Genomic DNA, 20620 nt, shown 5'->3' with positions numbered 1-20620 from the left:
ACCCAAGCGCCGGGCGCGTCCTCAGCCGTGCCCGGCATCCGCTTTGACCACTCCCTCACCGAAAGCCCCATACCTCATGGTTCGAATGCTGCTCAGCCTGATGTGCTTGCTGGCCTCTGTCGGTTTTGCATCCGCTCAGGACCTCCAGTCCCTTTTGCAGACCCACGAAGCAGAGGTGGTCAAACCCTCGCGAAAATCGGTCGGTGTCCTATTGGACGATCTGGTGGCCTCGGGCCTGCCGCAGGTGCCAGTCTTTCTGGAGCAATGGGCCGAGCGGAACGTTTGGCAAGAAGATGCCTCGGGCCTGTTCTACTTTGGGGCCGAGGCGGATGATACACTCGCGCTGCGCGACATAGATACGGGCGAAGAGGCCACCGCGCCCTCGGATGGGTTCAGCCAATTGCGCCCCAATGGCGGCGTGCGGCGGGTCATTGGCACGGCCTTGGTGCAGTTTCAACTGTCCGATCCCGATCCTGCGCGCCGCCGCGCCGCGCTTGAAAGCATCGCGCGTCGCAGCGATGCCAGCCAGCTTGGCCCGCTCGTGGCCTCCCTCGACGGGGAGGATGACCCCGCCCTGCGCGCCCGCAAGGAGCAATTGGCCAATTTCCTGACCGCGCGCTTTGGGCAGGCGGCTGATGCGCGCATTCGCGCGATTGAAAGCCTGTCCTCCGATACCTCACTCGAAGCGCGGGCGGTGCTGAGCCAGATCCTCTCGGCCAAGACCGGCGTGGCCGAACAGCGGCCCGAGGGGAACATCGCCCGCATTCTTGATCCCACGGCAGCACCCTCGGCAAGCTATGAGACGCTGGTCGAGGCGGGCCTCGCCCCTGCGATCGTGTCACAAGGCGAGATACGGGCGGCCCTGGAAGCCAATATCGTCGATGGCCGGGTGGGCGGCGTTCCTCTGGCGCAATTGGATGACCCGGCGCGGCGTTTGGATGCCTATCGCGCGCTTGCCGAGGCAGGCAGCGTGCCGCCTCTGGTGACGCAGGATGATATCGACACCGCTTTGCAGAACGCCGTTTTTTATGAACGCTACGCAGAGGATGACGCCGCGATCACCGACGCGGCCCGCGCCACGCTCGACGCGGTCGAAACCCGTGTCGGCTGGGCGCAGACGTTGGATTTGACGCTCGACGGTCTTTCGCTGGCTTCGATCTATTTCCTCGCCGCGATTGGGCTTGCGATCACCTTTGGGCAGATGGGGGTCATCAACATGGCCCATGGCGAGTTTATCATGATGGGCGCCTATACGGGCTATGTGGTGCAGCTCATCGTTCCCGATTACACGGTGTCGCTGCTGATCGCGCTGCCGCTGGCCTTTGCCGTCACCTTTGGCGCGGGCGTCGCGATGGAGCGGCTGGTGATCCGCCATCTCTACCATCGCCCGCTTGAGACTCTTTTGGCGACCTTCGGCATCTCGATCGCTCTGCAGCAGATCGCCAAGAACATCTTTGGCACGCAGGCCCGCCCGCTGACATCGCCCGAATGGCTGCGCGGGGCGCTGGTGATCTCGGATGTGGTTCAGATCAGTTTCATCCGCATCGCCATTTTTGTGCTGGCGCTAATCTTTCTGTTCTTGCTGCTGTATATCCTCAAGCGCACGCGCCTTGGCTTGGAGGTGCGCGCGGTGACGCAGAACCCCGGCATGGCGGCCTCGATGGGGATCAACCCGGATCGCATCAACATGATGACCTTCGGACTGGGCTCCGGCATCGCCGGGGTCGCGGGCGTCGGCATCGGGCTTTATGCGCAGGTCACCTCTGAGATGGGCACGAATTACATCGTGCAAAGCTTCATGACCGTCGTGGTGGGCGGTGTCGGATCGGTCTTCGGCACGCTGGCGGGCGCGGGGCTGATCGGCTTCCTGCAGAAGGGGATCGAGTGGTTGAACCCCTCTAATACGCTGGCGGCCCAGACCTATATGATCCTTTTCATCATCCTGTTCATTCAATTCCGGCCCAAGGGCATTGTCGCCCCCAAAGGCCGGGCAGCGGCGGATTGAGCCATGACCCAGACGCACAGCCAACGCAGTTCCTTCATCGGGCGCAATCCTTCGGTTCTCTACTTCCTCGCCGCGCTGGGCCTGTTCACGGCCCTTGTCACGGTGATGTCCGAAGCGGTCGGCACCGGGCTTGTCTCGACCTCTTTCGTCAAGACGCTGGGCAAAACCCTTTGCCTGTGCCTTGTGGCCATCGCGATGGATGTGGTCTGGGGATATTGCGGCATCCTCAGCCTTGGGCATTTCGCCTTTTTCGGGATCGGGGGCTACGCCATCGGGATGTGGCTCATGTATGCGCGCACTGAGATCATCGTGGCCGACAGTCTTGCCGGTCAGACAATCCCGCCCACCCCGCAGGAGATATCGGACGCCATCGGAAACCAGATTTTCGGGGTTGTCGGCTCATCCGACTTTCCGCTGATCTGGGCCTTTGCGGACAGCCTGTGGATTCAATTGGCCTTCGTCGTGCTGATCCCCGGCGCGCTGGCGCTGGTCTTTGGCTGGCTTGCCTTCCGCAGCCGCGTCAATGGGGTCTATCTGTCGATCCTAACCCAAGCCATGACGCTGGCGCTGGCGCTTTACCTCTTCCAGAACGACAGCGGGCTGCGGGGCAACAATGGCCTGTCGGGCCTACAAAACATCCCCGGTTTCGCCGACAGCGGGCAAGACGTGGTCTCAATCGTCTTCTTTCTCGCCTCTGCCTTGGCGCTTGCATTGGGCTATCTGTTCTTCGCTTGGATCACCGACAGCAAGCTGGGCAATATCATCCAAGCCATCCGCGACGATGAATCGCGCGTCCGCTTCCTTGGCTATCATGTGGAGAGCTATAAGCTCTTCGTCTTTACCATCACTGCCATCGTCGCAGGCATCGCGGGCGCGCTCTATTATCCGCAGGCGGGCATCATCAACCCGGCTGAGATCGCGCCCATCGCCTCAATCTATCTCGCGGTCTGGGTCGCCATCGGCGGGCGAGGGCGGCTTTACGGGGCGATCATCGGGGCGGCGGTGGTCTCGCTCCTGTCCAGTTGGTTCACGGGGGGCGGCGCGCCAAGCATCGATCTGGGGGTCTATACGATCCATTGGGTCGACTGGTGGCTGGTGCTGCTTGGCCTGAGCTTTGTACTTATCACGCTGTTTGCGCCTAAGGGCATCGGCGGCCTCTTTGACAAACTGGTGCGCAAGTCATGACTTCTCTTTTAGAAATGTCCGGAATTTCGAAATCCTTTGACGGGTTTCAGGCGATCAAGAACCTCAGCCTCCAGATCGGGGAGCCGGAGTTGCGGGCCGTCATCGGCCCCAATGGGGCGGGCAAAACCACCTTCATGGATATCATCACCGGCAAGACGAAGCCGGATGAGGGCTATATTCGTTTCGGCGAAGACAGCCGCTCGCTCATCGGCATGTCGGAAAGCCAGATTGCGATGCTGGGGATCGGGCGCAAGTTTCAAAAGCCGACGGTTTTTGAGGCGCAAAGCGTGCGCGAAAACCTTGCCATGGCGCTCAAGAACCCGCGGGGCACCTTCTCGGTCCTGTTTTATCGCAAGAGTGCGGAGGGGGCGGCGCGGCTTGAACAGATCGCCGATGAGATCAACCTGACCGCACATCTCTCCCGCCCTGCCGGAGAATTGAGCCACGGGCAGAAACAATGGCTGGAGATCGGGATGCTGCTTGCGCAATCGCCGCGCCTGCTGCTGGTGGATGAGCCCGCCGCAGGCATGACCGCGCATGAGCGCGAGCACACCACCGACATCCTGAAAAAAGCGGCCGAGACCCGCGCCGTTATCGTGGTGGAACATGATATGGAGTTCGTGCGGCGGCTGAACTGCAAGGTGACCGTGCTGCACGAAGGATCGGTGCTGGCCGAAGGGTCACTGGATCATGTCACCAACAATCAAACCGTTATTGACGTTTATTTGGGGCGCACCGATGCTGGAGATTGAGAACCTGAGCCTGAAATACGGGCAATCCCAGATCCTCCATGACATCACCTTGAACGCGCCCGTAGGGCAGGTGACCTGCGTGACCGGCACGAATGGGGTCGGCAAGACGAGCCTGCTGAAAGCCATCGCCGGGCGGCATCCTTTCTCAGACGGGGCGATCAGGCTTAATGGCGTGGAATTGCAACCGGGGCGTGCGGCACTCTCGGCCAAGGCGGGCGTCGGATATGTGCCGCAGGGGCGTGAGATTTTTCCACTGATGACCGTGCAAGAGAACCTTGAGACGGGCTTTGCCTGCCTGCCCAAGTCCGAGCGCAGGATCCCGGATGATATTTTCGATCTCTTCCCCGTCCTCGCTGAGATGAAGACCCGGCGCGGGGGCGACCTTTCGGGCGGGCAACAACAGCAGCTTTCCATTGCCCGCGCACTCATCGCGCGGCCCAGCGTGCTGCTGTTGGATGAACCCACCGAGGGGATTCAGCCCAATATTATCCAGATGATTGGCCGCACCATCCGGCTTCTGCGCGATCGGGGGGAGTTGGCCATCGTGCTGGTCGAGCAGAACTTCGATTTTGCCTATAACAACGCGGATCATTTCCACGTCATGCAGCGCGGTCAGATCACCCAATCGATCCCAAAGGCAGAAGCGAAACGAGAGCAGCTTCTGGATGCGCTTGCGCTCTAGCTGACCCCTCAAAACGGGATCGCGCAGGACTCCGGATGGGGGGTTAGGCGCGGAAACCTCCTATTATTGTGGGGGCGCGTGGCAGCAAAGTCTTGACTTCCCGACCGTCAAACGGTGTACCTGCGCGAAACCTGAAATAGCCCTAGGAAGGGACCATCATGCACGCCTATCGCAGCCATACCTGTGCCGATCTGAGCCTTGAGAACAAGGGTGACAATGTGCGCCTGTCCGGCTGGGTGCACCGGGTGCGGGACCACGGCGGTGTGCTGTTTCTGGACCTGCGCGACCATTATGGCATCACGCAGGTGATCTGCGACCCCGACAGCCCGGCCTTCGCCGAGATGGAAAAGGTCCGCGCGGAGTGGTGTGTTCGCATCGACGGCACCGTCAAGGCGCGCGACGAGAGCCTGATCAACCCCAAGCTGCCCACGGGCGAGATCGAAGTCTACGCGCGCGACATCGAAATCTTGGGCTCTGCCGCGGAACTGCCGCTTCAGGTCTTCGGCGATCAGGAATACCCCGAAGAGACACGTCTGCGCTATCGCTACCTCGACCTGCGCCGTGAGAAGATGCAAAAGAACATGGCGCTGCGCTCTGACGTGGTGGCCTCGATCCGCAAGCGCATGTGGGATCAGAACTTCCGCGAGTTCCAGACGCCGATCATCACCGCCTCCTCCCCCGAGGGCGCGCGCGACTTCCTCGTGCCGTCGCGTCTGCATCCGGGCAAGTTCTACGCCCTGCCGCAGGCGCCGCAGCAGTTCAAACAGCTGCTCATGGTCTCGGGCTTTGACAAATACTTCCAGATCGCGCCCTGCTTCCGCGACGAGGACCCGCGCGCCGACCGCTCGCCCACCGATTTCTACCAGCTCGACATGGAGATGTCCTTTGTCACGCAGCAGGACGTCTTCGACACGATCCAGCCGGTGATCGCGGGCATCTTCGAAGAGTTCGGCGGCGGCAAGAAGGTCGACGAGACTTGGGAGCAGATTTCCTACAAGGATGCCGCGCTGTGGTATGGCTCGGACAAGCCCGACCTGCGCAACCCGATCAAGATGCAGGTGGTGAGCGAGCATTTCCGCGATTCCGGCTTCGCGATCTTCGCCAAACTGCTTGAGCAGGAAGGCACCGAGATCCGCGCCATTCCCGCGCCCACAGGCGGCAGCCGCAAGTTCTGCGACCGCATGAACGCCTTCGCGCAGAAGGAAGGTCTGCCCGGCATGGGCTATATCTTCTGGCGCGATCAGGGCAACGGAATGGAGGCGGCAGGCCCGCTGGCCAAGAACATCGGGCCTGAGCGTACCGAGGCGATCCGCCAGCAATTGGGTCTGGGCGTCGGCGATGCGGCCTTCTTCCTCGGCGGCAAGCCGAAGAGCTTTGAGGCCGTCGCAGGCCGTGCGCGTAACGTCATCGGCGAGGAGTTGAACCTCACCGACAAGGAGCGTTTCGCCTTTGCATGGATCGTGGATTTCCCAATCTACGAGCGCGACGAAGAGACTGGCAAGATCGACTTCGAGCACAACCCCTTCTCCATGCCCCAAGGCGGGATGGAAGCGCTGGAGGGCGATCCGCTCAAGGTGCTGGGCTATCAATATGACCTCGCCTGCAACGGCTATGAGCTGGTTTCGGGCGCGATCCGGAACCACAAGCCCGAGATCATGTTCAAAGCCTTTGAGATCGCGGGCTACGGCGAAGACGAGGTGCGCAAGCGTTTCGGCGGCATGGTCAACGCCTTCCAATACGGCGCCCCGCCGCACGGTGGCTGTGCCGCGGGCATCGACCGTATCGTCATGCTGCTGGCCGAAGAGCAGAACATCCGCGAAGTCATCCTCTTCCCGATGAACCAACGCGCCGAAGACCTGATGATGAACGCCCCCTCCGAGCCGAGCAGCGATCAGCTGATGGAACTGGGGCTGCGGGTCATCCCGCAGGAGTGATCCTGTCTGAATGAAGTCTCGCCCCCGGCTCAGTCGGGGGTGATATTGCCCGGTAGGATGCCCAGCACCAGAACCGGGCAGCCGCCGCTGCGCCCGGCGGCGATGCGGCTGATCAGCTTGTGGGTGCCGGTGGTGCTGGCCCCGAATTTCGCGCTGACGGTCTTGTCGGTCTCATTGCCGAATTTGTCCAAGCAATTGCCGAGCGATTTGAAAAAATCGTTCGACAGTTCGCGCGTCACGATGACGCCCACGTCGATCACCCCCGCTTCGAAGAAGCTGCGAAAGGCGTATAGGTCGCGGTCGTAGGTCTGGTCCTTGCTGTTCCACTCATAGTCGAATGCCACCCGGCCCCGCCAGAAATCGACCATATGATTGTGGATGAAGTCTTCGCGGATGATGCGGTCAACCTCGGGGGCGCTGTCGCCCTTGCCTGCGGTGAGTTGCACCAGCAGGTCGGCCTTGATGCGCACCTCTTCGTGGAAATTCTCGGCTGCCGCATATTGCGCGAAACGGGTGGTGGCCGACATGCGGTTGCCCCCCGGCGCGCGGATTTCATTGCGGCTGATGGTGAATTGGCGCAGCACCCGGATGATCGCGGCCAATTCCTCGGGCGCGCGCTGTTGCAGCACGGCGGCGGCGCTGCGGTAGCTGGTGACGGAATAGCGGTCGCGCAGATCGACGGGCAGCAGGTCTTCGACAAGCCTTTCGTCGTCGAAAACCGCGTCGTCGATGCGCCGCGCCAGATTACTCAGCCGCGACACTGGAATTGTAGCTGTAGGTCTTCCAATCAGGCTTGTAATCCGCCTCGGCCTGATTGCCCCAAACGGTCCAACCCTCGCGCACGCCACGCCCGAAGAGTTCGAGGTAGGGGCCCCAAGAGCAGCTTTCGATCAGGTCATATTGCTCATCCGGCTTGCGCGAATGTTCGCGCTTGCGGGTTTGCAGCATGTTCACCTGCCGCCGCCCGGCGTCGAGCGTGCGCACGTTCTTGCCACGCACGCCGAACAGCAAAATCTCGGTCACATTGCGGAAGTAAAAACCCACGCCGCGCCCATCACTGCCGCCATCCTTGCGGATTTTGTGCCAGATGATGTTGGATTTATACTCAAACCCCCAAGCCTTGAGCACCTGCAACCCTTCGGGCAGCAGCGCATTTGGCACCCACATGTAGCAATGCGCGCGGTCTTCGAGGTGATCGGCCACGGGCAGGGCGCAGATATCCTCAACCGTCATCGTGGGATAACGGGCCAAGCGCTTATGCTCGGGCGCGACCTTTCCGGTGCGGTTGGTAAAGCGCCACGGCGGGTCTGCCATGACGCATCCAAACCGGTCTTTGCCCAGAAAGTCGCGTAGGTCTTGTGATGGATTATCGCTCATATCCAATATATTGCGTTCCCTCGGGCTTTCTTGCAACCGCAACCTGCCCGGCGGGGCTGGATATCCACAAGAACGTTAAGGGAACATATTTAGCAGGGAAGAGCGGCTTGGGTCAATCCTCAAGGCTGTCTTCGCGCTTTTCCTCGATGAGTTTGACTTCCTTTTCCTTACGCTTCAGGAACTTGTCGCCGAAGGCATCGTTCTGTTCCTCGCCGATAACCTTTTTCGCGCGGGTGAAAAGCTCGTCTTCTTCCTCATCCATGTGATGCTCGTAATCATGCTTGAGTTGCTTGAAACGAGTCAGCCAAGCCGAAGAGGACATATCGGTTTCGCGTAATTCCTCCATGATGTCGTCAAGCTGCTGGTGCTCATGCACCGAATGGCGGGCGTGATCTTGGCCCCATGTCTCCGACATCAGCGTGGAATAAAAGGTCTCTTCCTCGGCCGCGGCGTGGGATTTCACGTCATGGTAAAAGCGATCCCAAGCTTTGCGGCGCTCGGCGCTGTCGCCTTCGGTGTCGGCAATGGTGTTCAGCAAGGCGCGGTGTTCATCATGATCTTCTTTGATCGCGTCATAGATGGAGGGCATGGGGAAATCCTTTGGTGTTACCTGTGGCCAACGCCGCAGTCACCGGCAGGTTCCCGCCTTAGAAGACCGTGTCCTGCGCCGCTTGGCTGGCAACCTCTTGAAACAGCCCGCCGGTTTGCGCGTGAAATGCGGCCAAGGCGACGACCACCAGCCCAAGCGCATTCGCGCCCACAACGATCCAGTCGACCGGCTTTGCGGCTGTCGCGCTGTCTTTGGCGTGCTGGCTCATCTCACCCTCCCGGGCCTTTGCGGTTGCGACGATGCTGAAGGCTGATTGTGGCATCAATGTGTAGCTTGGAGGCCAAGACTGGGGTCTGATGCGATTATTTCAAGTTTATTCAGCTTGGCGGCTCGAAAACGCCGGTGCATAACTTTTCCATGAACAGTAAATCTGATCCGCGCCCCGTTGGGCCCCTTGTCGAGAATTGGTCCGAGCCGCCGCGCCCGGGGGGTGAGGTGCTCACCGGCCGTCATGTAGTGTTGGAGCCGCTGTCGGCCGAGAAACACGCGGCACTGCTCTATCCCGCCTATCTGGGGGAGGATCACGTTTGGGATTATCTGCCCTACGGGCCATTCTCATCGGCGGCGCAGTACCACCGTTGGGTGCGCGACAATGCGGGAAAGGCCGATCCCTATTTCATGGCCGTAAAGGACCGCGCGCGGGATCAATGGCTCGGCGTGGCGAGCTTCCTGCGGATCAAGCCCGAGGCGGGCAGCATCGAAGTGGGCCATATCAATTTCAGCCCCGCGCTTCAGCGCACCCCGGCGGCGACCGAGGCGATATTTCTGATGATGCAATGGGCCTTCGAGGCGGGCTATCGCAGGTTCGAGTGGAAGTGCGACGCGCTCAACCGTCCGTCGCGCCGCGCGGCGCAGCGTCTGGGGCTGAGTTATGAGGGCGTCTTTCGGCAGGCGACCATCGTCAAAGGGCGCAACCGTGACACGGCTTGGTTCGCCGCGATCGACACGGAATGGCCCGCGCTGAAAGAGGCGTTCGAGGTTTGGCTTGCCCCCGGCAATTTCGACGGGCAGGGGCAGCAGAAAGAGCGGCTTGGCGATCTGACCCGCCTTGTCCGGGTGGCCGGGGATCCGACGCTTTAACCCGTCAGGCTAGATCGCCAGCTTTTCAGCAAGGCGGTGCTGGATCATCCCGGTGATGGCTGTGGTCTCAGGCCCCGCGGGTTGGCCGAGGGCGCGTTTATGGGCCAAGGCGCGGGCGGCTTCTTCCAAACGTTGGTCATTGGCCGAACGGGCCACCCCGCACAGGAATTGCGCGACGTAATCCAGCGTTTGATTGTCGGGCGCGTCCCCCAGCACGTCGGCGATATGGGCAATGTCATCTTGGAAACCGATCCGGTCGGGGGTGACATCCTCATCCGGCAGGATGCGCGGCCCCCGGGGGCGGCGGTCGTCGGACAGCGCGGCGAGGATGGCTTGCTGAAAGGAGGACAGCGAGGTGATCGGCTTGGACAGGAACCCATCCACCCCCGCCGCGCGGGCGTCAGGCTCCATATGGCTGTCGCCGGAAATGGCGATGATCGCCTCGACCCGGGGTGTGCTTTGCATCAGTTCGGCAATCAGGTCCAACCCGCTGCCATCGGGCAGGCCAAGGTCGACCAGCGCCACGCTGGGGCGGTAAACCTGCAAATGCCGCCGGGCCGAGCGCAGGCAGTCCGCCCGTCTGATCCGCGCGCCCGAGCGCAGGCAGAGCAGGCGCATCGCCTCACAGGCGAAACGGCTGTCTTCCACCACCAGAACGGTAAGGCCTAGCAGAGGCCGCTCCGCCGTGGGGGTGAGGGTCGGTCTTTCAAAGGGGTCGGTATCGTCCATCATCGCCTCCAACAACAACTGCAGCGCCATCGTTACGCCGCGTTGGCTAATGACGCGTTAACGTGACGCATTGTTGTTTACCGGGGCGGCGGGCATAAAGCTGGCAAATCACGAGGAGCATTCAGGATGATCGGACGTCTTAACCATGTGGCCATCGCGGTGCCGGATCTCGAAGCGGCGGCGGATCAGTATCGCCACGCGCTTGGGGCCAAGGTTGGTGCGCCGCAGGCCGAACCGGACCACGGGGTGACCGTGATCTTCATCGAACTGCCGAATACCAAGATCGAATTGCTGCACCCCTTGGGCGAAGACAGCCCAATCAACGGCTTTCTGGAAAAGAACCCGGCGGGCGGCATCCACCACATCTGCTATGAGGTCGAGGACATCCTCGCCGCGCGGGACCATCTGAAATCCACCGGCGCGCGGGTCTTGGGCTCAGGCGAGCCGAAGATCGGGGCGCATGGCAAGCCGGTATTGTTCCTGCATCCCAAGGATTTCAACGGCGCGCTCGTCGAGCTTGAGGAGGTCTGATCATGGGGATCGTTTCGGGGCTCGTCCTCTTTGCCGTCATCTGGTCGATGACATTCCTGATCGCCCTGCCGATCCGGGTGCAAACCCAAGGTGACGCGGGCGAGGTGGTGCCGGGCACCCACGCGGGCGCGCCCGAGCAGCATCATCTGGGCCGCAAGGCGCTCTGGACCACGCTGGTTGCCGCGATCATCTGGGCGATTAGCGCGACGATCATCCTGTCGGGCTGGATCAGCGTGGCGGATATCGAAGGCTGGCTGCATCCGAATGCGGCACCAACGCATGGTATAGGTGGGTAAAGGTCGCCGCGCCTAGGATCGGGATCAGCAGGTTCAGCAGCGGTACCGAAAGCGGCACCGCCATCAGCACCCCGGCCATCCAGATCGTGCCCGCATGGCGGCGACGCAGGCGCTTGGTCTCGTCCCGCCCGTGGCGGCGCAGCGCGGCGAGGGTGAAATACTCCCGCCCCAGCAGAAACCCGTTCAGCCCCCAGAAGATAAACAGCGCCGCTGGGGCGAAGAGCAGGTAGAGCACCAGCGCCAACAAGTTCGCCCCCACCAGCACGCCCATGAAATTGACCGTGTCGCGGATGGCATCGCCCATGCTGACTTGGTTCGCGGGGGGCAGATGGGGGTAGTGCACCTCTTCCACCGCATCGGCCACCTCATCGAGAAACATCGAGGTGATCGCCGAGGCCACGGGCACCATCAAAAAGACCGAGAGCACCATGAGCAGGATCAGCGCGCTCCAGCTCAGCAGATCGTCGAGCCAGTTGACCTCGCCCAGCACGGGCAGCCAAGCGTCTTCGGGGGTGACCCAATCCACCAGATAGGCAAAGCCTGCCGTGGCCGCGATCAGCAGCGCCAGCGACAGGCCCACGCCCAAGAGCACCACCTTGCGAAAGCGCGCATCGCCCAATTGGCCAAGCGCGCGGGTGAATGACCTGAGGATCGCGCCTACAGCCATGTGGTGATCCCGTCGATGTCCGGGCGCGGACGCTCTGGCGGGGCGGCGGTTTCGGTGCCGATGTGAATGATGCCCGCGATGCGCTCATGCGGGGCGAGGGCCAAACCCTCTTCTATAAAGCCCCGGTCATGGGCGGGCCAACCGCTCAGCCAATTGGCGCCCCAGCCTGCGGCGAGGGCGGCATTCAGAAGCGCGAGGCAAACCGCCCCGGCGGAATAGGTCTGCTCCAGCGGCGGAATTTTGGGAGAGGGTTTTTGCACCTCGATCACCGCCACGGCAAGGTTGCCCTGATCGAACTGGCCACGCCCCTTGGCGATCTCTTCGGCCCCAAGGCCAAGCGCCGCGCCGCGTGTCTCTACCACCTCGGCTAAACGCGCCATCGCGGCACGGTCGATGACCACGAAACGCCAGGGCTCCAACTTGCCATGATCCGGCGTGCGCGCGGCGGCGGTCAGAAGCGGGCGCAGGGCCTCGGCATCGGGCACCGGCAGGCCCAGTGTCTTGGCCGGGCGCGAGCGGCGGTTTTGCAAAAAGGCGAGGGCGGAAGGATCAGCTACGGGCATCGGGGTCTCTTACAGGTCCAGTTGCTGCGCCATATCGTCAATCGACTGGCGGAGGAAGGCATCAAAGGCGGGCGAGGGTTGGCGTGCATTCAGCGACCGCACCATCGGGTCCGGCGCGTCAATCTCGCTGCCGCTCAGTGCGGCGATCGTGGCATGGCCGCAGAAGGGGACATAGGCCTCGGAATAGCCGCCTTCATGCACCAGCACCAGCTTGCCATCGCAAAGCCGCTCGGCGGTGCTGCGGATGCGTTTGGTCATCTCGGCAAAGGTTTCGGCGGTGGCCTGCATCCGCGCCAGCGGGTCGATGATCGCCGCGTCATAGCCGCAGGCGACGATGATCATGTCGGGGGCGAAAGCCTCGATCGCCGGGATCACAACGCGGTCCATCGCATGGAGGTAGGCGGTATGGCCCGAGCCTGCGTGCATCGGCAGGTTGATGTTATAGCCTTCGCCCGCCCCGCGCCCGCGATCCTTCAGGCCGCCGGTGTCGATGGGGTAATTCCCCTCTTGGTGGAGCGAGATGGTCAGCACGTCATCGCGGTCATAATAAATCGCCTCGGTCCCATTGCCGTGATGCACGTCCCAATCCAGCACGACGACTCGCTTTGCCAGCCCCTTGGCCTGCGCGGCTTCGATGGCGATGGCGATATTGGCGAGAAGGCAGAAACCGTTGGGCAGGTCCGGCAGGCAGTGGTGCCCCGGCGGGCGGCTGAGGGCATAGGCATTTTGAAGTTCGCCCCGCGCCACGGCATCGACGGCGGCGATGGACAGCCCGGCAGAGAGCGCGGCCAGTTCATAGCCGCCACGGGCAAAGGGCACCGCATGGCCCAGCTCTCCACCCCCCGCATCCGAGAGGCGTTTGAAGTCATCAAGATAGGTTTCGGGATGCACCCGCGCCAAGGCCTCCCGGCTGGCGGGGGCAGCACTGCGGGTGTCGAGTTCGGCGAAGAGCCCGGTCACCTCCATCAGGTTCTTCATCCGGCGCTTGGTCTCGGGGTTTTCCGGCAGGCCCCCGGCGGCGAGGGGCTGCACCAGCCCGCCCACCGGCATGGTAAAGACGTAGTTGCCCCCTGCGTGCCAAAAGCAGCGTTCGTCCCAGAAAAAACCTGTGGTCATCTTGTGCTCCCCTTCATCCTTGCGGGGAAGGTGGCGCAGGGCGGCGGGATTGTCCATGGCGCGGGGGGCTCACGCGGGCGGTGGCGCGTGAGGTGGGGGCGGGATTTGGTATTTGAGAAAGGATGAAGGGGGGAAGGGGGCGCTTTGGGTGGAAAGCGTAGGGCTGGGGGGGGGGCTAGCGCCTGTGGGGGCGCTAGGGGTTTTGGTGGTTAGCCGACCATGCCGACGATCTCATAGGTGCGTTTGAGGATCGGGGCGGTGATCTCGCGCGCTTGTTCCGCACCGCGGGCGAGGATGCGGTCGATCTCGGCCGGGTCGGCCATCAGGCGCTGCATTTCGGCGGTGATCGGGCCCATTCTGGAGACGGCCAGCTCCGCCAGCGCAGGTTTGAAGGTACCGAATTGCTGGCCGCCGACTTCCGCCAGCACCTGATCGACGGATTGGTCGCTGAGGGCGGCGTAGATGTTTACGAGGTTGCGCGCCTCGGGGCGGTCCTTCAAGCCCTCGGCCTCGGACGGGAGGGCGTCGGGGTCGGTTTTCGCCTTGCGGAACTTTTTGGCGATCGTGTCGGCATCGTCGGTCAGGTTGATGCGGCTCGCGGGCGAGGGGTCGGACTTCGACATCTTCTTGGACCCGTCGCGCAGGGACATGACGCGGGTGGCCGCGCCTTCGATCACCGGTTCGGTGAGCGGGAAGAAGTCGACGCCGTAGTCGTGGTTAAACTTCGCGGCGATGTCGCGGGTCAGCTCTAAGTGCTGTTTCTGGTCCTCGCCCACCGGCACATGGGTGGCGTGGTAGATCAGGATGTCGGCGGCCATCAGCGCGGGGTAGGCGAAGAGGCCCAGCGAGGCGGCTTCGGCGTTTTTGCCGGCCTTGTCCTTCCACTGGGTCATGCGGCCCATCCAGCCCATGCGCGCGACGCAGTTGAAGACCCAAGCCAGCTGCGCGTGCTCAGGCACTTGGCTTTGGTTGATCAGGATGGATTTTTCAGGGTCGATGCCCGAGGCGATGAAACCGGCGCAGAGCTCGCGGGTGCTTTTCTTCAGGTCCGCCGGGTCTTGCCAGACTGTGATCGCGTGCAGGTCCACCATGCAGTAGATCGATTGCACGCCCTTTTCCTGCGCATCGGCGAACCGTTTCAGCGCGCCGAGGTAGTTGCCCAGATGCAGGTCGCCAGAGGGCTGAATGCCGGAAAACACGCGCGGGGTGAATTGGGTCTCGGACATCGGGAGGCACCTCTGGGCTGGAAAGTCTTGCGCGGCAGGCTTACTTCTGGCCGCGAACCCCGTCAAGGAGCGCCCATGCAAGACCCAGACCTCCAGCCCCCCGTGAACCCGCTGCCGCCCGCGGTTGTCATTCTGTTTCTGGCCATCGCCGGGGTCGAGGTGGTGCTCTCTCTGGCCGAGGCCGGGCTGGTGGGTGGCCCCGCGGCCGTGGGCTGGCGGCTGGCGCTGGTGCGCGACTTTGGCTTTTCGGGGCTGATTTTTGACGCGATGATTGGCGCAGGCCAGTACCCGATCGAACATATCTGGCGGGTGGTGACTTACCCCTTCATCCATCTGGGCTTTACCCATGCGATCTTTGCCGTGGTGCTGCTTTTGGCCTTGGGCAAGATGGTGGCCGAGGCGATGGGGCAATTGGCGTTTTTGGCGATCTTCGTGCTGTCGGGGATCGGCGGGGCGCTGGTTTATGGGGCGCTATTGAACGATCCGGTCTGGCTCGCCGGGGCCTATCCCAATGTTTACGGATTGATCGGTGGCTATAGTTTCGTGATGTGGCGGCGGTTGCTGGGCTCGGGCGGGCCGCAGTATCAGGCCTTTACGCTGATCGCGCTGCTGATGGGGCTCCAGCTGTTCTGGGGTATGTTTCTCGAGACTGGCTTTCTCTGGGTGGCGGAACTGGCGGGGTTCATCTGTGGTTTCGGGCTGAGCTTTCTGGTCGCGCCCGGGGAATGGGCGCGACTGCGGGCGCGGTTGCAGCAGCGTTAACCGCGCCGCATTGCCGATTTGAACTCGGACAGGCGGAATGCGCCGATCAGCTGGCCGACACCGAAGTAGCTGAGTGCCGCGATGATAAGCAGCAGCACCAGCGCGAGCCCGCGCCACCATGGCAGGCCCAGCATCGGTTGCAGTGCCGCATTGCCGAGCCAGAGCGCGCCGCCCATGGCGGCGGAGGCGATGAGGATGCGCCAGATGCGTTTGTGGAACCGCGCGTCGAACTTGACGGCGTCGCCAAAGCGCCGTGCGCCGATGGCGAGGCAGGCAAACATCGTCCAGCCTGCCAGCGTCGTGGCGACCGCCGGGGCGATCCAGCCGATGAAGGGGGCAAGGCCGATGGCGAGGGCTGCGTTCACCACCATGGCGACGACGGCGAAATGGAAGGGGCGGCGGGTGTCTTCGCGCGCGAAATAGACCGGTTGCAGGATCTTTTGCAGCACGAAGGAGGGCAGGCCGAGGCCGTAAACCATCACCGCCGTGGCAATCGCGGCGGTGTCATCGACGCCCGAGGCGCCGCGCTCGAACAGCACGGTGACCAGCGCGAAGGGGATCACGATCAGCGCGACCGAAGAGGGGATCGTCAGTGCCAGCGAAATCTCGGCGGCGCGGCTCAGCGCGGTTTGCGCGCCTGCGTCGTCTCCGGCCCGCAGGCGGCGCGACAGGTCGGGCAGCAGCACGATGCCCACGGCGATGCCCACCACGCCCAAGGGCAGTTGATAGAGGCGGTCGGCGGCGAAGAGCCATGAGACGGCCTTGTCATATTGGCTGGCCACCAATTGCCCGACCACGAGGTTGATCTGCATCACGCCCGAGGCCAGCGCGGCGGGCAGGGCAATGACGATCATCGCGCGCATGTCGGGGGTCCAGCGCGGGCGGGAGGGGCGCAGCGGGAAACCCGCTTGGGCCGCGGCGCGCCATGTCAGCGCCAGCTGTGCCACACCGGCGACGGGGATCGACCAGATCAGCCAAAGCGCCACTTCGCCCCCGGTAAGCGCGGCGAATGTCATGGCGGCGATGACGAAGATGTTCAGCAGCACCGGTGCTGCGGCGGCCACGGCAAAGCGCCCAGTGGCGTTAAGGATGCCTGAGAACAGCGCAGACAGTGACATGCAGAGGATATAGGGAAAGGCGATGCGGCCAAAGGCGACCGTCATGTCGAAGCGCGGGTCACCGACGAAACCTTCGGCTGTCAGCCAGACCAGACCGGGCATGAAGATCATGCCCAAAGCGGTCAGCGTCAGCACCACCAGCGACAAGCCGTTAAACGCATCGCGGGCGAATGTCCCGGCGCCTTCCTCGCCCTCCAGCTTTTTGGCGAACATCGGCACGAATGCCGCGTTGAACGCGCCTTCGGCAAAGAAGCGGCGGAACATATTGGGCAGGCGGAAGGCGGCGACGAAAGCGTCCATGACCGGACCGGGACCGATGAGTGACAGCAGCAGCACTTCGCGCAGGAAGCCGAGCACGCGGCTCAGCAGGGTCCAGACCCCGACAGTGAAAAAGCCGGACATAAGACGGATAGGTTTCATCGGAGGAGCCTTAAATTGCGCTGCGGTGATCCCTAGCGCGGGCGTTCACCCGGTGCAATCGCGGTGAGCGGCAGGAAATGCCCCGCCACCCGCCGTGGCAAGGCGGCGCTTATCCCCCCGTGGGGTAGATGAACCCATTGATCGGATAGGTGCTGCCAAAGGCGCCCGGCTGGCTTTCCAAGCGCACGGCGGACCAGTCGTTGTCGTCGGACACGTCAATCACGGCCATTTTCAGCGACACTTCGTTGCGCTTCCAATTGGCGTGATCCACCCGGATTTCGCGCGGTGAGACGATGTCTGAGACCACGGCGATATGGCCCATCGGCATGGAGCGGGTGGCGCTGAAGGCCATCACGGCACCGACGACGGGATCATCGCCGCGCGGGTAAAGCCCCTTGGCCTTGCCCCACCATGTCTCCGCATTGCCGCGAATCTGGATGCCGCTGACATTGCGGGCGAAGGGCGCGCACCAAACGCGCTGGCCCTTGGCGCGCATGTCTTTGGCGGTCTGCACGGCCATGAAATGACGCTGGGGATCGATGCCGCCGAAATCATAGGTCTGCGGGATGTCAGGCGCTTTGGCGCAGGCTGCCGTCAAAAGAAGTGTGGCGCAGAGAACCATCAGGCCCCGGTTCGGCAGTGCGGCGCGTGTCACGCTCATATGTCCCTCATTCATGGAATCCCGCCTCAGCGGCGGGTTGCAGGGATTTTGAGGATCTGATGCGCAAAGCAAAGCGACCAAAGAGCGGGTGGCGAAAACCCGCCGATGAGGCGGAGGCGGGGGGGCTAGCCCTCCGCCCGCTCGACCCCTGCGGCAATCGCTTCGCGCAGGCGTTTTTCCAAGGTGCGCTGCTTGGCCTCGGTGTAGTATTTCAGGCCGAACATATCCTTGACGTAGAAAGTATCGACCACCTGTTCGCCATAGGTCGCGATCACCGCATTGGCGATATAGACGTTGGAGGCTGCCAAGGTGCGCGTCAGATCATAGAGCAGACCGGGCCGGTCGCGGGTGTCGACCTCAATGATCGTGTAGATTTCCGAACCTTCGTTGTCGAAGGTGATATGCGTGGGCACCTTGAAGGCGCGTTCGCGTTTCTTGACCTTGTCGCGGGATTTCAGCGCGTCGCGGGCAACGATCTCGCCGCGCAGGGTCTTGAGGATCATCTCGCGCAGCCGCGGCAGGCGGCTGGCCTCATAGGGTTGATCTTCGCTGTCTTGAATCCAGAAAGCGTCGGTTACGAAACCATCCTTCGTGGTGTAGCTGCGCGCATCCACCACATTGGCACCGACCAGCGCCAGCGCCCCGGCGAGCCGGGCAAAGATGCCGGGGTGATCGGCCATGACGAAACAGGCCCGTGTTGCGCCGCGGTCTTCGTCGGGGTGCAGGTCAATGCGGATATCGTCATTGCCGATGTCGCGCAGCAGTTCCGCAAAGGCGACATGGGCGGTGACATGCAAACCCTGCCAATAGGGCGGATAATGGCGGGCCGTCTCACGCTGGAGACGTTTGCGCGGCCAATCGGAGAGCGCGGCGCGCAGGGCTTTCTTGGCCTCCGCGCCCCGGTTTTCGCGGTTGAGGTCTTCGAGCCCGGTTTCCAGCGCCCGCTCGGTCTGGCGATAGAGCGCGCGGATCAGCACCGCTTTCCAATTGTTCCATGTGTTCGGCCCGACGCCACGAATGTCGCAGACCGTCAGCACGCAAAGCAGGTCGAGCCGTTTGACCGTCTGTACCGCCTTGGCAAAATCGCGCACTGTGCGCGGATCGGCGATGTCGCGTTTCTGCGCCATGTCGGACATCAGCAGGTGATAGCGCACCAGCCATTCCACCGTATCGACCTCATCGCGTTTCAGCCCCAGCCGCGGGCCAATGCGCCGCGCCAGTTTCGCGCCGATGATGGAATGGTCCTCGGGCCGCCCCTTGCCGATGTCATGCAGCAGCAGCGCCACATAGAGCACCTTGCGGTTCACCCCACGTTTCAGGATCGAGGAGGCAACGGGCAGTTCCTCTTCCAGCTCGCCCTTTTCGATCCGGGCGAGGTTGGCGATACATTGGATGGTGTGTTCGTCCACCGTGTAGGAATGATACATGTTGAACTGCATCATTGCGACGATTGGCTCGAACTCAGGGATGAAGGCGCCCAAGACGCCTAATTCGTTCATCCGCCGCAGGGAGCGTTCGGGATTGCCATGCTTCAGCAACAGGTCGAGAAAGATGCGCCGGGCCTCGGGCGTGCGGCGCATGTCGTCGTCGATCAGCGCGAGGTTGGCCTTGATTAGGCGCATCGCATCGGGGTGGATCAACATGCCCGTGCGCAGTGCCTCTTCGAAGATGCGCAACAGGTTCAGCTTGTCTTGCAGAAACTCTTCGTCGTCTTTCACCGCGATGCGGTTGTGGACCACCTGAAACCCCTCGCGGATTTTCGGGCGGCGGCGGAAGATGCGTTCCAGCAGCGGCTCGGCCTTCATATGCGACGCTTCGAGCCCGCTGACGAAGATGCGCGTCAGATCCCCCACCGCGGTGGCATGGCGGAAATAGGCTTGCATGAAGATCTCGACGCCGCGCCGGCCGCCGATGTCCTGATAGCCCATCGCTTGGGCGACCTGCACCTGCATGTCGAAGGTCAGCTGTTCCGTCGCGCGCCCGGCAATCAGGTGGAGGTGCCCGCGCACGGCCCAGAGAAAGGCCTCGGCCTCGCGGAAGGTGTCGTATTCATCGGCGCGGAAAACGCCCAGATCGACCAGATCCGCGACCCGGTCCACGTCATGGATGAACTTGGCGATCCAGAACAGCGAATGCAGATCGCGCAGCCCGCCTTTGCCTTCCTTGACGTTGGGCTCGACCATATAGCGCTCACCCTGTTTCAGGTGGCGGTTGTCGCGCTCTTCCAGTTTCGCTTCGATGAAATCCTTTCCCGCGCCTGAGAAAAGTTCGTTCTTGAGCCGTTCGGAAAGCTCTTGCGCAAGGGTCACATCGCCGTCGATGAAACGGTTTTCCAGCAGGGCGGTCTGAATGGTGAAATCATCCGCTCCCAGCCGCAGGCAGTCTTCGATGGTGCGGGTGGCGTGGCCGACCTTCAGCTTCAAATCCCACAGGATGTAGAGCATCGATTCGATCACGCTCTCCGACCATGCGGTGGCCTTGTAGGGAATGAGGAACAGCAGATCGACATCGGAGAAGGGCGCCATCTCTCCCCGGCCATAGCCGCCGACGCCAATCATGGCGAGCCGTTCACCCTCGGTCGGGTTCGGGTTGGGGTGCAGCACCTGCGTGGCAATCTGCAAGACGCAGCGCAGCAGTTGGTCGGTGAGATAGGTGTAGGAAGAGGTCATCGCACGCGCATCGAAGGGCGATTCAGCAAAGCCTGCCGCGATGGCCTTGCGGCCCGCCTGCTGAGCTTCTTGGATCAGGGGGACGATCTCGGCTCTGAGGGCTGCGCCCTCCAGCGTGCTGTCGCGCTGGGAAAGGGCCTGCCAGATGGCGGTATCGTCAAAGATTTGTTCGGGCGCGCAAATCAGGCGCGGGTGTCGACGCGCGCCTGATGTTGTTGTCGGTTTCGCGAGGTCCAA

Annotated in this window: 21 protein-coding genes; 9 read left to right on the top strand and 12 right to left on the bottom strand. The window is 62.6% G+C overall.

The annotated features are described in order from the left end of the window. The first annotated feature begins 76 nt into the window (after window positions 1–76). The 5 genes from urtB (at window position 77) to aspS (ending at window position 6558) form a co-directional block, all read left to right on the top strand. Window positions 77–2005 (top strand): urea ABC transporter permease subunit UrtB, encoded by a 1929-nt coding sequence (gene urtB / locus ACGYLQ_RS14545; RefSeq protein WP_394443571.1) that lies wholly within the window; start codon window positions 77–79, stop codon window positions 2003–2005. A 3-nt stretch (window positions 2006–2008) separates the two neighbouring features. Next, window positions 2009–3190 carry an urea ABC transporter permease subunit UrtC gene (gene urtC, locus ACGYLQ_RS14540; RefSeq protein ID WP_394443570.1) on the top strand — a complete coding sequence of 394 codons (1182 nt, stop codon included), beginning with the start codon at window positions 2009–2011 and terminating at the stop codon, window positions 3188–3190. After that, window positions 3187–3942: an urea ABC transporter ATP-binding protein UrtD gene (gene urtD, locus ACGYLQ_RS14535; protein WP_394443569.1), complete on the top strand. Its 756-nt coding sequence runs from the start codon at window positions 3187–3189 to the stop codon at window positions 3940–3942. Before urtC ends, urtD begins: the two co-directional genes overlap by 4 nt. Continuing rightward, the gene (gene urtE, locus ACGYLQ_RS14530; protein WP_271692372.1) at window positions 3929–4624 is read left to right on the top strand and encodes an urea ABC transporter ATP-binding subunit UrtE; all 696 of its coding nucleotides are present in this window, start codon (window positions 3929–3931) and stop codon (window positions 4622–4624) included. Before urtD ends, urtE begins: the two co-directional genes overlap by 14 nt. A 158-nt stretch (window positions 4625–4782) precedes the next feature. Then, window positions 4783–6558, top strand: a complete 1776-nt coding sequence (gene aspS, locus ACGYLQ_RS14525) for an aspartate--tRNA ligase (protein WP_394443568.1) — start codon at window positions 4783–4785, stop codon at window positions 6556–6558. A gap of 29 nt (window positions 6559–6587) precedes the next feature. Here the strand turns inward: aspS and ACGYLQ_RS14520 are convergent, their stop codons facing one another. From ACGYLQ_RS14520 to ACGYLQ_RS14505, 4 genes are all read right to left on the bottom strand, one after another. After that, window positions 6588–7319: a BglII/BstYI family type II restriction endonuclease gene (locus tag ACGYLQ_RS14520; protein ID WP_394443567.1), complete on the bottom strand. Its 732-nt coding sequence runs from the start codon at window positions 7317–7319 to the stop codon at window positions 6588–6590. Then, window positions 7303–7935 (bottom strand): MT-A70 family methyltransferase, encoded by a 633-nt coding sequence (locus tag ACGYLQ_RS14515; protein WP_067261508.1) that lies wholly within the window; start codon window positions 7933–7935, stop codon window positions 7303–7305. The genes ACGYLQ_RS14520 and ACGYLQ_RS14515 overlap by 17 nt, the downstream gene beginning before the upstream one ends. A gap of 112 nt (window positions 7936–8047) precedes the next feature. Continuing rightward, a complete protein-coding gene (locus ACGYLQ_RS14510; protein WP_394443566.1) occupies window positions 8048–8524 on the bottom strand; it encodes a hemerythrin domain-containing protein in 477 nt (158 codons plus the stop codon). Between the two features lie 58 nt (window positions 8525–8582). Continuing rightward, the gene (locus tag ACGYLQ_RS14505) at window positions 8583–8807 is read right to left on the bottom strand and encodes a hypothetical protein (protein ID WP_394443565.1); all 225 of its coding nucleotides are present in this window, start codon (window positions 8805–8807) and stop codon (window positions 8583–8585) included. A 95-nt stretch (window positions 8808–8902) separates the two neighbouring features. On the opposite strand from ACGYLQ_RS14505, the gene ACGYLQ_RS14500 reads away from it, so the two are divergent. Further along, window positions 8903–9625, top strand: a complete 723-nt coding sequence (locus ACGYLQ_RS14500; RefSeq protein WP_394443564.1) for a GNAT family N-acetyltransferase — start codon at window positions 8903–8905, stop codon at window positions 9623–9625. Between the two features lie 9 nt (window positions 9626–9634). Here ACGYLQ_RS14500 and ACGYLQ_RS14495 read toward each other — a convergent pair whose 3' ends face one another. Further along, a complete protein-coding gene (locus ACGYLQ_RS14495) occupies window positions 9635–10354 on the bottom strand; it encodes a response regulator (protein ID WP_394443581.1) in 720 nt (239 codons plus the stop codon). A gap of 126 nt (window positions 10355–10480) precedes the next feature. On the opposite strand from ACGYLQ_RS14495, the gene mce reads away from it, so the two are divergent. Next, a complete protein-coding gene (gene mce, locus ACGYLQ_RS14490) occupies window positions 10481–10885 on the top strand; it encodes a methylmalonyl-CoA epimerase (protein ID WP_067261515.1) in 405 nt (134 codons plus the stop codon). 2 nt (window positions 10886–10887) lie between these two features. Further along, on the top strand, window positions 10888–11181 hold the full coding sequence (locus ACGYLQ_RS14485; RefSeq protein WP_394443563.1) for a DUF1467 family protein: 294 nt from the start codon (window positions 10888–10890) through the stop codon (window positions 11179–11181). Here the strand turns inward: ACGYLQ_RS14485 and ACGYLQ_RS14480 are convergent. From ACGYLQ_RS14480 to trpS, 4 genes are all read right to left on the bottom strand, one after another. Beyond that, window positions 11114–11848 (bottom strand): EI24 domain-containing protein, encoded by a 735-nt coding sequence (locus tag ACGYLQ_RS14480; RefSeq protein ID WP_394443562.1) that lies wholly within the window; start codon window positions 11846–11848, stop codon window positions 11114–11116. The genes ACGYLQ_RS14485 and ACGYLQ_RS14480 overlap by 68 nt on opposite strands. After that, window positions 11839–12411: a nitroreductase family protein gene (locus ACGYLQ_RS14475; protein ID WP_394443561.1), complete on the bottom strand. Its 573-nt coding sequence runs from the start codon at window positions 12409–12411 to the stop codon at window positions 11839–11841. The genes ACGYLQ_RS14480 and ACGYLQ_RS14475 overlap by 10 nt, the downstream gene beginning before the upstream one ends. Before the next feature lie 9 nt (window positions 12412–12420). Then, window positions 12421–13527 (bottom strand): class II histone deacetylase, encoded by a 1107-nt coding sequence (locus ACGYLQ_RS14470; protein WP_394443560.1) that lies wholly within the window; start codon window positions 13525–13527, stop codon window positions 12421–12423. Window positions 13528–13736: 209 nt separating this feature from the next. Further along, on the bottom strand, window positions 13737–14753 hold the full coding sequence (gene trpS, locus ACGYLQ_RS14465) for a tryptophan--tRNA ligase (RefSeq protein ID WP_209217007.1): 1017 nt from the start codon (window positions 14751–14753) through the stop codon (window positions 13737–13739). A gap of 75 nt (window positions 14754–14828) precedes the next feature. Between trpS and ACGYLQ_RS14460 the strand changes: the two genes are divergently transcribed. Beyond that, entirely contained in the window at window positions 14829–15515 is a 687-nt protein-coding gene (locus tag ACGYLQ_RS14460; protein WP_394443559.1) for a rhomboid family intramembrane serine protease, read from the top strand. On the opposite strand, the gene murJ is transcribed toward ACGYLQ_RS14460, so the two are convergent. From murJ to ACGYLQ_RS14445, 3 genes are all read right to left on the bottom strand, one after another. Continuing rightward, entirely contained in the window at window positions 15512–17053 is a 1542-nt protein-coding gene (gene murJ, locus ACGYLQ_RS14455; RefSeq protein ID WP_394443558.1) for a murein biosynthesis integral membrane protein MurJ, read from the bottom strand. The genes ACGYLQ_RS14460 and murJ overlap by 4 nt on opposite strands. A gap of 109 nt (window positions 17054–17162) precedes the next feature. Next, complete coding sequence (locus ACGYLQ_RS14450; protein ID WP_394443557.1) at window positions 17163–17714, bottom strand: CHAP domain-containing protein; 552 nt, start codon at window positions 17712–17714, stop codon at window positions 17163–17165. 125 nt (window positions 17715–17839) lie between these two features. Next, window positions 17840–20620 carry a [protein-PII] uridylyltransferase gene (locus ACGYLQ_RS14445; protein WP_394443556.1) on the bottom strand — a complete coding sequence of 927 codons (2781 nt, stop codon included), beginning with the start codon at window positions 20618–20620 and terminating at the stop codon, window positions 17840–17842.

The sequence above is a fragment of the Sulfitobacter sp. 1A12779 genome (genome assembly GCF_043557315.1).
Taxonomy (GTDB): Bacteria; Pseudomonadota; Alphaproteobacteria; order Rhodobacterales; family Rhodobacteraceae; genus Sulfitobacter; species Sulfitobacter faviae.
This window is presented reverse-complemented; position numbering and strand designations above follow the sequence as displayed.